10 protein-coding genes and 2 pseudogenes are annotated in these 11,166 nt (G+C 72.6%); 6 read left to right on the top strand and 6 right to left on the bottom strand.

Annotated elements, in window-relative coordinates:
* Positions 1-343 (bottom strand): annotated as a pseudogene (locus BZY54_RS25635) (protein phosphatase 2C domain-containing protein); the annotation flags it as partial.
* 542 nt (positions 344-885) lie between these two features.
* Between BZY54_RS25635 and BZY54_RS25630 the strand changes: the two are divergent.
* Positions 886-1,878: a helix-turn-helix transcriptional regulator gene (locus BZY54_RS25630; protein ID WP_086727688.1), complete on the top strand. Its 993-nt coding sequence runs from the start codon at positions 886-888 to the stop codon at positions 1,876-1,878.
* A gap of 8 nt (positions 1,879-1,886) precedes the next feature.
* On the opposite strand, the gene BZY54_RS25625 is transcribed toward BZY54_RS25630, so the two are convergent.
* Positions 1,887-2,663, bottom strand: coding sequence for a YtxH domain-containing protein (locus BZY54_RS25625; protein WP_086727687.1), 777 nt, complete (start codon positions 2,661-2,663; stop codon positions 1,887-1,889).
* Positions 2,664-2,756: 93 nt separating this feature from the next.
* Entirely contained in the window at positions 2,757-3,233 is a 477-nt protein-coding gene (locus tag BZY54_RS25620) for a GNAT family N-acetyltransferase (RefSeq protein ID WP_158103916.1), read from the bottom strand.
* Between the two features lie 110 nt (positions 3,234-3,343).
* On the opposite strand from BZY54_RS25620, the gene BZY54_RS25615 reads away from it, so the two are divergent.
* From BZY54_RS25615 to BZY54_RS50360, 5 genes are read left to right on the top strand one after another with little or no spacing between them, the layout of a single operon-like run.
* Positions 3,344-4,072, top strand: coding sequence for an SCO2525 family SAM-dependent methyltransferase (locus tag BZY54_RS25615; RefSeq protein ID WP_086727685.1), 729 nt, complete (start codon positions 3,344-3,346; stop codon positions 4,070-4,072).
* A gap of 21 nt (positions 4,073-4,093) precedes the next feature.
* Positions 4,094-5,914, top strand: coding sequence for an SCO2524 family protein (locus BZY54_RS25610; protein WP_143668119.1), 1,821 nt, complete (start codon positions 4,094-4,096; stop codon positions 5,912-5,914).
* A 5-nt stretch (positions 5,915-5,919) separates the two neighbouring features.
* Positions 5,920-6,861: an SCO2523 family variant P-loop protein gene (locus BZY54_RS25605; RefSeq protein WP_086727683.1), complete on the top strand. Its 942-nt coding sequence runs from the start codon at positions 5,920-5,922 to the stop codon at positions 6,859-6,861.
* The gene (locus BZY54_RS25600; RefSeq protein ID WP_244217324.1) at positions 6,858-7,865 is read left to right on the top strand and encodes an SCO2522 family protein; all 1,008 of its coding nucleotides are present in this window, start codon (positions 6,858-6,860) and stop codon (positions 7,863-7,865) included. Before BZY54_RS25605 ends, BZY54_RS25600 begins: the two co-directional genes overlap by 4 nt.
* Entirely contained in the window at positions 7,862-8,830 is a 969-nt protein-coding gene (locus BZY54_RS50360; protein ID WP_143668118.1) for an SCO2521 family protein, read from the top strand. The genes BZY54_RS25600 and BZY54_RS50360 overlap by 4 nt, the downstream gene beginning before the upstream one ends.
* Here the strand turns inward: BZY54_RS50360 and BZY54_RS25590 are convergent.
* The 3 genes and pseudogenes from BZY54_RS25590 to BZY54_RS25580 form a co-directional block, all read right to left on the bottom strand.
* Entirely contained in the window at positions 8,727-9,326 is a 600-nt protein-coding gene (locus BZY54_RS25590; protein WP_279634705.1) for a methylated-DNA--[protein]-cysteine S-methyltransferase, read from the bottom strand. The genes BZY54_RS50360 and BZY54_RS25590 overlap by 104 nt on opposite strands.
* The gene (locus BZY54_RS25585; protein WP_208640759.1) at positions 9,323-10,720 is read right to left on the bottom strand and encodes a DNA-3-methyladenine glycosylase 2 family protein; all 1,398 of its coding nucleotides are present in this window, start codon (positions 10,718-10,720) and stop codon (positions 9,323-9,325) included. Before BZY54_RS25585 ends, BZY54_RS25590 begins: the two co-directional genes overlap by 4 nt.
* A gap of 117 nt (positions 10,721-10,837) precedes the next feature.
* Positions 10,838-11,166 (bottom strand): annotated as a pseudogene (locus BZY54_RS25580) (ribosome small subunit-dependent GTPase A); the annotation flags it as partial.

The following is an 11,166-nucleotide window of genomic DNA, read 5'->3' as shown; positions in this document are numbered from 1 at the left end:
CCTCCGGGGTGAGATCGTCCTCGGTCCACTCCTCGGGGCTGAGCCAGTCGCCGATCCGGCCCTCCGGGGTGAGATCGTCCTCGGTCCGGTCCTCGGGCGGGAGCCGGTCCTCGGCCCGGTGCCCGGTCCGGTCGCCGGCTTCCTTGCCCGGCCGGTCCTGCGGGGGCGTTCCGCCGGTTCGTGCGGCGCCCGGTGTCCGTCCCAGTGTTCCGGCCGCCGAGGCGAAGCGGTCGTCGAGGGAATCCGCCGCGGCCGTGGGGCCCGTGTCCCCCGTGGAGTCGTCGTACAACTGCCCCCACCAGTCGTCCTCGCGTCCGGTGGGCCTACCCCCCTGCTGACTCATGCCGCCAATTGTCCACCGCACAGGCCCGATGAAAACGGGGCAACCGGAAAATCCGGTCGGTGCCGGGCCCCGAACGGCCCGCCGGGCGACACCTCGAACACGCATGCGGAACGCAGGTGCGGCAACAAAGCCGCCGGGCGGTCCCACCCCCCACGGGAGAACCGCCCGGCGACGCCAGGGTGACCCGGGTCCGGGTCACGTTCTGGACGGCCGAAACACCGCCGTTCGGGGACGCCCAGCCAGTACGGGCCGCAGGGCCGGGACCAGGCTGTACCCGCCCCGTCCGGCCTCGGCCCTCCCCTCCCGGCCGCGGCCTTGCCGCGTCGGCCCGCCGGACACCGCTCGTATCCGCGCAGGCCACGCCATCCGGGCCGGGCACCGGGACGCTGACGGGTGCTTCGGTGACGCCACCTTGTCAGGGTGACCGGGGGTACGGCGATGATGTTGGGAGGCGGGTTTGCGCCGTGGCTGTTTTCCGCCACCGACGACACGCGCCGCCGGTCCGTGTGCCGGAGGGTCTGGAAAGGGAGGGACGGCAGCTGATGCTGGCAGCGATAGGTCTGGACGAGAGGCACGAGTCGGCGTACCGGGCCCTGGTGTCCGTGGGTGCGGCCGATGTGCCCGATCTCGCGCGGCGGCTGATGCTCGGTGAGCACGACACCGAGCGAGCCCTGCGACGCCTGGAGCGGCACGGACTGGCGGCCCAGTCCTCGGCCCGGCCCGGCCGCTGGGTCGCCGCGCCGCCCGCGGTGGCGCTCGGCGCGCTCCTCACCCAGCAGCGGCACGAACTGGAGAAGGCGGAACTGGCCGCCACGCTGCTCGCCGAGGAGTACCGGGCGGCGGCGTCCGAGCCCGCCGTGCACGACCTGATCGAGGTGGTCACCGGCGCCTCGGCGGTCGCGCAGCGCTTCCTTCAGCTGCAACTCGGTGCCACGGAGGAGGTGTGCGCGCTGGTCACCGGCAACCCGGTCGTCGTGTCCGGGATGGAGAACGACGCCGAGGAGCAGGCCGCCGGACGCGGCGTGCGCTACCGGGTCGTGGTCGAGCGCGAGGTGCTGGACCTGCCGGACGGCATCGCGCAGCTGACGGCCGCGCTCGGCCGCGACGAACAGGTCCGGGTCGTGGACGAGGTGCCGACCAAGCTGGTGGTCGCCGACCGGGCGCTCGCCATGGTGCCGCTCACCTCCCACATCGCGGAGCCCGCCGCGCTCGTCGTGCACGCCAGCGGGCTGCTGGAGCTGCTCTGCGGTCTGTTCGAGTCGGTGTGGCGGGACGCGCTGCCGCTGCGGCTCGGCGCCTCGGGCGTCACGGAGGAACACCCGGACGGCCCCGACGCCACCGACCTTGAGGTGCTGTCCCTTCTCCTGGCCGGCCTGACCGACGCCAGCGTCGCCAAGCAGCTGGATCTGGGTCTGCGCACCGTGCAGCGCCGGGTGAAGCGGCTGATGGAGCTCACCGGGGTGACCACCCGGCTGCAACTGGGCTGGCACGCCTACGAGCGCGGCTGGGTGTCCCGGGACCGGCCGGCCCGCTGAGTGCGGGCTCATGCGCAGTCCGGCAGCACCTCGTTCAGTCGTTTGAAGCCCAGTTCCCAGATTCTGTCCAGCTCGGCGAAGTCCCCCTCGGGCAGGGTGCCCTCCGTCCCGGACACCAGGGGAAGGCGGCTGAGGATCGCCTTGGTGACGATGTTGGTGGCGTCCCAGGTTCGGACCACGCCGAGTCCGAAGTACTCGGAGAGCTCGCCGTCGAACTGCGGGTAGACCTCCTCGAAGACGTTAACCTCCTCACCGGCCTTGTGGCTGACGATGGTCAGCCGCTCGTGCCGGACGAAGGCCTCCACGAGGTACTTGTGCGTGTGGCCGCTGTCCGACTGGACGTCTATCTCCACGGCCAGGGACCCGACGTGGGCGCTCAGGTGGAGCGGGTAGCGCTCGTAGCGCCAGACGTACTGACCGCGCAGTTTGGTCACGTAGTAGTGGTGCCACAGCTGCCGCACCGGAGCGAGCCGCTCGTTGTGCGACCTCAGGGTGCTGGTGAGGGAGTCCTCCAGCACCTCGGTCATGTGCTGGAGCGTCTCGCGGTCGGAGGCCCTGGCGACCATGATGCTGACGACGGCGCCGACGATCCCACCGCCGAGGGCGGTGAGCACTCCGGAGATCTCCTGATTGGGCAGCGAGATCCGTCCGTGGTCGTCCGCCGCCGCGGCGGCGAACGCGACGCCGAATCCCGTGGTGACCACGCCCAGGGCCAGGATGAGCCAGGCCCGTGCCTCGCCACTGGCCCAGCTGCCGACGTCCCCGGCTCCGCTTCTTCTCGGCATCGCCTCGTCTCCCCCGTCTCCCCCGAATCGCACTGTCGCCGTGTCCCGGGGGTTCGGTCCGCCCGGCCGGCGCGCCGTCCGGTGCCCTGGCTGTCAGTCGATGACGAAACTCATGTGAATACGGTCGCGTCCGGGTCCGTAGTGGTCCGCGAGGAAACCACCGACGCGGAATCCGTACCTCTTGTAGAGGCGGCGGGCGGATACGTTGTCCGGCCGCACCACCAGATCCATGCGGCGGGCTCCGGCATCCTTCGCATGGTGCACGGCGGCGTCCAGAAGAGCCAGTCCGTGTCCATGTCGCTGGAATTCAGGCCGGACGCCGAGCGCGAGCAACGAGGCATGCACGTCGCCCGGGCTGTGGACCGCCAGGGCATAACCGCGCAGAATGCCGTCGCGCTCGAGCAGGAGGAAATCACGGCGATGGATGTCGAAGAGCTGCCTGAGGACGAAATAGGGGTAACCCTCGATGTCTCCGAATGCCTCGTGGTCGAGCTGGTACAGACCGGGAAGATCCACTTCTTCGGGGTTCCGGAACTGATCTTGCCCGCTGGCCGAGGTACCTGAGGGCAAAGGCTTGATCCTTCTCGCGAGAGGGCCGTACGGTTCCCGTAAAGTAGCACCAGATCAAGGGAGTTGGTAGTACTCTGACCTTCCAGGCCGGCCACGCTCCGGGGAGACGCATGGCAGGGAACGCTGCGTACGACTGGGATGCATTCGACTCGGAGGACTACCTGGAGCACAATTACGCCGAGTTGCACGACGAGGACCGTCATATCCTCAACGTCGTACGGGACTTCCTGTGCAGCCAGTCGTTCGACCCGGAAGCGCGGGGCGTCGACGTCGGCACCGGAACGAATCTCTATCCCGCCCTCGCGATGCTCCCCTTCTGCCAGGACATAAGTCTGCTGGAATTCTCGGGGGCGAACCGCGACTGGCTGTTCCGTCAAATAAACCGCTTCTCCGCGAACTGGGATGCCTTTTGGCGGGTGCTGGCCGAGCAGGACACATACCGTGCGATCGTCGAGCCGCGCGACCGGCTGCGCAGGCGCGCCACCGTACGGAAATGGGACATCCTCGAGTCCGTCACGGAGGAGAAGTGGGACGTCGGCACCATGTTCTTCGTCGCGGAGTCGATCACCACCTTCCGCGAGGAATTCACCACCTCGCTCGGCAGGTTCTGCGCCCTGCTGAAGCCGGGCGCGCCGTTCGCCATGACGTTCATGGAGAACTCGCAGGGCTACGAGGTGGGCGGCCGTGCCTTCCCGGCACTCGGGATCGACGTGGCCGACGTGCGGGAGGAGATGTGGGGACTGGGCAACGGCCTGGAGTTCCACCGCGTCGACGTGGGCTCCCAGCCGTTGCGGGACGGCTACAGCGGCATGATTCTCGTCCACGGTCACGTCAAGTAGCAGTGGTGGGAGGCCACGTCCGTGATCATTCAGCCTCGTCGCGGGTTGCTCGAGATCTGGGGTGCGACCGTGCGCTGCTCCCTCCGGGAGGGCGGCTGGGTCAACCCCGGGTGTGACGGCTCGGGTTCCATCAGCGACGCCGAGCAGCTCATCTGCCTGCTCTACCCCGCGTTCAAGGTCAAGGGCCTCGGGTTCTCCGAGCCCGACGCCACGGAGCGGGACGTCCACGAGGCGCTCGCCCCGCTCGGCGGCTGGGAGACGGCGCCCACCGCCCTCGCCGAGATCATCGGCCGCTATCTGGACACCTACTCCGCGCAGGACGGCCGGCCGGTGTTCCCCGCCGGCGGCTGTCTGCGCCCCCTGGAGCGCGGGGCCGAGCCCTCCCCCGAACAGGCGCGCCTGGAGACCGTGGAGGCGTTCTCCATGGCGGTGACGTTCTCACTGTCCGCGCTGGCCTTCGTGAAGAGTTTCGCCGCACACGTCCGGGGCGCGCGGCTGACCGCCTCGCTCCGGGAGACCGAGGCCGCGCTGGACCGCAGGCTGACGCACGCCATGCGAGGGCTTCTGGCGAGCTTCTGCGTGGACGTGTTCCCGGCCGACTCCGCGAAGGGGGAGACTCTGGTGCGCACCCTCACCCAGAAGCGCCAGCCCCCGGGCGTCCTGCTGGACCAACTGGCCGGCGAACTGGGGCCGGTGCGGGCCGGGTTGCGTGGCCTTCCGCTGCCGGCGTCCGTCGCGCCGCGTCTCGCCGACGAAGCGCTGCTGTTCCAGTGCGGCTGGTCGTGGGGGCCGGTGCGGGCCGACGACGACCAGCCGCCGAACGTCGCCGACCCGGTGCCGTCCCTGTACTTCACCGTGACGGCCATGGACGGCATCGTCGACCTCTTCTCCCGGCAGACCCTCTTGCGGGGGCTGCTCAGCCCGGAACAGCATGGACTCGCCCACGAGTTGCAGCGGCGCTGGGAGCTGGCACAGGGTTACTGGACGTCACTGGCCCGATTCGGCGGCGCGCGCTGGCCGCTCCAGGACATGCCGTGGCGTACGGCGGAGTCCGAGGAATCCGAGTACGCCACCCTGCAGGTGGCCTCCGTCGTCGTGCACAATCTGATGCGCCGGCACGACCTGGACGACGTCGCGCCCGTCGACGACCTGACGCCGCTGGCAGACGTCCTGGTAGAACTGGCCGCCCGCGGCGGCATCACCCGGCGCCCCTCCGCGCGCGGGCGCACGGCGGAGCTCCACGTTCCCGGCGAGCTGCTGGCACTGCCGGGCAGCGAGCGCGGCGGCCCCGCCCTCGGGCGGCTGGTGTCCGACTACGCCCCCATGCTCCTCAAGCGCGTGCTCCAGGTCGCCGGCCTCACCCCCGACCTGCGCCAGCGCGACCGGCTGCTGTCGGTGGCGGACGAGCTGGCCGACCACCTGTGGGGGCGGCGGCTGAACCGGGGGCCGGCGGCCGACCTGTGGGACGTGCCGGGCGCGGCGTACGGGCGGCCGGACCCGCAGCCCGCCAAGCCTTCCTGGTACCTGACGGAACGGGTCATGGAGGTCCTGGTCGTCGCGGCGACCATGGTCGGCAGGACGCCCGCGCGCAGCCCCCTGCTCAGCGAGACGGCGGGCGAGTTGCTGCGCGAGGCGGAGCATCTCTTCGCGCAGGAGCTGATGAGCCGTCCCGTCGAGCCCGGCTCGCCCGACCCCCTGTTCGTCCGTGTCGACGCGGCCCTGAACCGGGCCCGGGACGTCATCGACTCCCGCCCCGGTGTCGCGGCCGCCCTCGCCGCCGAGGTCCTGCGGGAGCTCGACGGTCTCGCGCTCGCCCGAAACCGGGCGTCAAGGGGGGGCTGACGCCGGTGATCGTCTTCGCCACGTCCGACAAGGGCGGCACCGGCCGTTCCGTCACCTGCGCCAACATCGCCTACCGCCGCGCCCTGACCGGGGACAACGTCGCCTATGTCGACTTCGACTTCGGTTCCCCGACCGCCGCGACCGTCTTCGAGCTCGGCTCCGCGGTCCGTGCGCACCCGGGCGGCGGCGTGCACTCCTACCTCCAGGGCCGCACGGCGGAGCCGGTCCGGCTGGACGTGTGGTCCCTGTCCGAACGCGAGGCGCTGCGCGGTTCCCTCCGGGGCGCCGGCCGGCTGTGCCTCGTGCCCGGTGACGTCGGTGGCGGCGAGTTCCCGGCCGACGAGGCCGTGACACGGCGGTGCGCAAACCTGTTCCTGGCCCTGGAGGAGGAGTTCGCCGTGACCCTCGTGGACCTCAGCGCGGGCCGCTCGTACGCCATCGACATCGCGCTGCGCACCACCGCCCGGCCGGAGTTGCGCGACGTGGTCACCCGCTGGCTGGTCTTCCACCGCTGGACCCGTCAGCACCTCGAGGCCACCGCCGCCCTCGTGCGCGACGAACGGGGCATCCTGCAGATCGGCGCCCACTGGGGGCACGAGCAGGACGCGCTGGAGGGGCGCGTCCGGTACGTGCGGGCCGCCGTGCCCGGCATCGACCTCCCCGAGCAGGACACCGGCTTCCCGGCCGCCGGCCACGGTCTGCGGCCGGAGCAGAAGGAGTGGCTGAAGGCCTGCGACGCCGAACTCACCCGCAGGTCCGGCAAGCTGGGCCTGGGCCGCACGGTCACGCTGGGCACCGTGCCGCTGGACCCCGTCCTGCAGTGGAGGGAGCAGCTCATCACCGACGAGGACGTCCTGATGCCGCAGATCGCCAACCGGGAGACGGCCGAGGCGTTCCAGGACCTCGCGGACGGGCTGACGGACGAGAGCAGGTGGGAGACGCTGTGACGGCCCACGGGGAGGACGCGGCCGTGGGGCCGGCCGCCGACTGGGTCTACCGCGAGTCGTCGGCCGATCTGCGCACCCGGGCCGTCCCCTACTCCCATCTGTCGGTCGAGCTGGGGCACCTGTACATGGAGGACTTCACGGCCGGTCCCGACCGGCTGCGCGCCCACTTCGCCCAGGTCGCGCCGTGGGCCGCCACGGCCCGTTCCCTGGCCGGGCCCCGGCGGCGCATCAGCACGTGCTTCCTGGTCGACGACTACTTCACCCCGTTCTCCTCGCCCGCGGAAGTGATCCCGATGGTGGTACGCGCCGCCGCCAAGGCCGGGCTGCGCATCGACTACCTGGCCCGCGAATCCGCCTGTGCCGAGGCGAACGGCGCCCGGGTGGCCCCGCTGCTGCTCGCCCGGCTGGTGGAGGAGCCGCCCGTCGGCACCGCCTCCGGCACACGGCCCCCGGCGGCGGAGTCCGGCTGGCTCTGCAACGGCGTGCGCTCGCGCTCCGACGTCGCCCCGCAGGCCATGTCGACCGCCACCGCCTGGGAGCCACCGCTGGAGCTCGGTGCGCGCCGGCACTCCGTCTTCGTCGACGCACAGCTGTGGTCCACCGAGCGTGACGGAAGGCGGCTGTGGTCGTGCCCGTTCCTCGCCGCCGTGTGGCAGATGCTGCGGCTCGGCCTGCTGCGGGACCGAGGCGAGGTCGTCCTACCGCCGGAGTCCTGGGAGGAGGACGCGTTCCCCGACCGCTGGGACCTGCTGCCCCCCGTGGTGCGGCTCAACCCGCAGGCGACGCCGTTCTGGGCGTACCGCACCTTCTCGGTCCTGGACACCCGCTTCCTGCCGGTCGAGCACGCCGTCCGGGTGATCCTCGACCACACGGCCGCCGATCCCGTCGCGCTGCGCCAGGTCGCCGAGCGCAGCGAGAAGGAGGGCCTCGCGGTTCCGTCCCGGCTGACCGAGCGCATCCTGTACGCCTTCACCGCCACCGGCACCGAGGGCGGCGGGCCATGACCGGGGCGAGCGACGACGGCGCGACGCTGGTCATGGTGGGCGAGGTCCGTACCGGACTGCTGATGAACCGGCTCCCGCTGGAGGCGGACGCGGTGGCCGAGCTACTGGACCTCGTGCCCGGCGAGCGGGTGCGAACCCGGGAACGCCCCGTCCCGCGGGCCGTGTCACCCGACACCCTCTACGGCGTCGACTGCCCCCTGGTCACGCGGTCCGGCGGCCGCGTCCGCGCGATCGGCACCCTGGCCGCGCGCGCCTGTGTGGTGGGCGGGCGGGTGGTACAGGGCTCGACCCGTGGTGTGCTCATCGCAGGCGGCGACCGCCGGCTGCCCTGGAGCCACTACCTCGAGTGCCCGGGCGTCGTCGAACTCACGGGCCGTGGCACCGCCGCGGACGTCGCGACGCGGTTTCTCAGCAGCCGTGACCCGGAGAGCCTGGACCCGGGCGCGGTGAGCGAGGCGCAGGTCGCGCGGCTCAGAGCAGCGCGGCTCCTCGACCACCGTCCCCCGTTCCACCCGCGGCGCACCCGGCTGCGCTGGTCCGCCGTGGTGGACCGCGAGGGCTTCCGGGGCGCATTCACCCTGGCCGACCGCGAGCTGCGCACCCTCCGGCTGACGATCGCCCGGACGGCGCAGGCGACGCCCGAGCAACTGGCCGCGCTGTGCGAGGACGTGGCGCTGCACGACTGGCTACTGACGACCGTGCCCGCCGTCGTCGACTCGGCCTGCGGCACCCGGCGGGGCGATGCCGACCATGGTGAACTGCGGGTGGTGATCGACCAGTTGCTCCATCTGTGGATGCCGGGCACGGACACCCCGCCGGGGCTGGGCGAGATCTGGGACCGGCTGGAGGCGCGGCCGGGGCTCACGCGTCAGTGGAGTGCCTGTGTGCGGCGTGTCCGCGACCATCTGGCGCTGCGCACGCTGGAACTGCTTCAGGACCACCGTGCAGCGCGCCCTCCAGGGTGAGCAGCCGTACCTTCCGCTCCAGGCCGCCCGCGTAACCGGTCAGGGAGCCGTCCGCGCCGATCACCCGGTGGCAGGGGCGCACCACCAGGAGGGGGTTGGCGCCGATCGCGCCGCCGACGGCCCGCACGGCGGCCCGCGAGGCGCCGACCCTGGCGGCGATCTCGCCGTACGTCGTGGTCGCCCCGTAGGGAACGGTGTCGAGGGCGGCCCAGACCCGTTCCCGGAACGCGGTGCCGTGCGTCCGCAACAAAAGCGCGAACTCCTTGAGTTCACCGGCGAAGTAGGCCCGCAGCTGTTCCTTGGCGTCGCGGAACGGCCCGGGGTCGTGCCGCCAGGTCTCCTCGACCGTGCGGCCGCCCTTCTGGCCGGGCACGGACAAGGAGGTGAGGGCGCCGGTCTCGTCCGCGGTGAGGAGCAGCGGGCCGAGCGGGCTGTCGAGCCGGGTCCAGTACGTCGTCGTGTTCAGGTCGGCCGGCATGGGCATGTTCATGGTCATCGGATGTCCAACTCCCCTGCGGTGAGCAGGTGTCGTACGGCGTAGGAGCGCCAGGGGCGCCAGCTGTCGGAGGCGGCCACGCCGGGCGGGGCCACGTCGGGGTCGCCGAGGGCGCGGGTGCGGATGACGGCGACCGTGACGGTGTCCAGGCCGGGCAGGGCGAGCAGCGCACGGTGCGCCTCGTCCCGGTCGGCGCCCGGATCCAGCCGTACGGCGCCGTCGGCGAGGGCGGCGGCCAGGGCGCCCAGCGGTCCCGCCGGCTCGGCGCCGGAGAGGACGGCCGGCTCGGGGAACAGGTGGGTGAGGGTGCCGCAGGGGGCGTCCAGCGCCTTTCCGTAGCGCTCTACCAGTTCCGCCGCGTCCTCCCGTCCCAGCAGCGCCCGTACCGCGGCCTCCTCGGGGTCCGCGGCGCCCGGCGAACGCAGTCCGGGGCGGGCCGCGACCAGTGGTGCGAGCCGCGGATCCGCGCCGAGGCGTTCGTCGACGGCGTACGGGTCGGCGTCCAGGTCGAACAGCCGCCGCAGCCGCTGCACGGCCGTCGTCAGGTCCCGCGGGTCGGTCAGGTGCAGCCGGGCCTCCAGCCAGCCGCCGGGGTGCGCACCGGACGCGGCCTGCGGCACGCCGGGCCGCTCGTCGACCGCGACGATCCCGGTGCCGTAGGGCAGGCGCAGGGTGCGCCGGTAGGTCCGCCCGCCCGGTGCGCCCCGCACCTCCTCGACGCCCGGCACGGCCTCGCGCTGGAGCAGGTCGAAGACCGGACCGGCCTGGTAGGGGCCCCGGTGGGCGAGCCGCAGCGGGATCCCGGCGGTGGGCGCGGCGGTCCGGCGGTGCCGTGTCCGGGGTGCGGCGGCCCGCAGCTCGCTCGGGGTCGCCGCGTAGACGGTGCGGACGGTGTCGTTGAACTGCCGCACACTGGCGAACCCGGCCGCGAACGCGACCTGGGTGACCGGCAGGCCGGTGGACTGCAGCAGGACACGCGCGGTGTGCGCCCGCTGCGCCCGGGCGAGGGCCACGGGCCCGGCACCGAGCTCGGCGGTGAGCTGTCGCTGCACCTGCCGCGCGCTGTAGCCGAGCCGCGTGGCGAGCCCCGCGACGCCCTCCCGGTCGATCACACCGTCGCCGATCAGCCGCATGGCCCTCCCGACGACGTCCGCCCGCACGTTCCACTCGGCGGAGCCGGGCACCGCGTCGGGCCGGCACCGGCGGCAGGCCCGGAATCCCGCGCCCTGGGCGGCGGCGGCCGTGGTGAAGTACCGCACGTTGTGCCGCTTCGGGGTCACGGCCGGGCAGCTGGGACGGCAGTAGATCCCGGTCGTCTCGACGGCGAAGAAGAACTCGCCGTCGAACCGGCCGTCCCGGCTGCGCACCGCCTCGTACCTGGTGTCCTCGTTCATCACGCTGTCCAGTGTCCGCCGGCGGCGAGGGTGCCGCTGGCGGAAATCGGACACTACGCTGAGGGACCCACGGGTGGCCCGAGCCGCCCCCACGGCGGGCGGACGATCACGGCCGCGTCAGCTCCACCGGCCCCGCTTCGCCTCCATCGCCGCGCGGCCCTGCGCGCCCTTGCGCTTCCAGTCCCGCTTGATCTCCGCACGCACCCGCGCGTCGGTCTTGGCGACGATCCACTGGTTCTCGCGCATCAGCTTGCGGTAGCTCTCCAGCCGCCGCTCGGGCAGTTCACCGGAGTCGATGGCGGCCAGCACCGCGCAGCCGGGTTCGCTGCCGTGGGCGCAGTCGTGGAACCGGCACCGCTCGGCCAGTTCCTCGATCTCCGAGAACACCTGCCCGACCCCGCTCTCGGCGTCCCACAGCCCGACCCCGCGCAGCCCGGGCGTGTCGA

This window comes from Streptomyces carpinensis (genome assembly GCF_002154505.1).
Taxonomy (GTDB): domain Bacteria; phylum Actinomycetota; class Actinomycetes; order Streptomycetales; family Streptomycetaceae; genus Streptomyces; species Streptomyces carpinensis.
The sequence above is the reverse complement of the archived record's forward strand: the minus strand, read 5'-3'. Positions and strand labels throughout refer to the sequence as shown.

Bases quoted from the DNA above. Each gene is read 5' to 3' on its own strand.
- BZY54_RS25630 (WP_086727688.1), top strand. From the start codon at position 886: ATGCTGGCAGCGATAGGTCTGGACGAGAGGCACGAGTCGGCGTACCGG.
- BZY54_RS25625 (WP_086727687.1), bottom strand. From the start codon at position 2,663: ATGCCGAGAAGAAGCGGAGCCGGGGACGTCGGCAGCTGGGCCAGTGGC.
- BZY54_RS25615 (WP_086727685.1), top strand. From the start codon at position 3,344: ATGGCAGGGAACGCTGCGTACGACTGGGATGCATTCGACTCGGAGGAC.
- BZY54_RS50360 (WP_143668118.1), top strand. From the start codon at position 7,862: ATGACCGGGGCGAGCGACGACGGCGCGACGCTGGTCATGGTGGGCGAG.
- BZY54_RS25590 (WP_279634705.1), bottom strand. From the start codon at position 9,326: ATGACCATGAACATGCCCATGCCGGCCGACCTGAACACGACGACGTAC.
- BZY54_RS25585 (WP_208640759.1), bottom strand. From the start codon at position 10,720: ATGAACGAGGACACCAGGTACGAGGCGGTGCGCAGCCGGGACGGCCGG.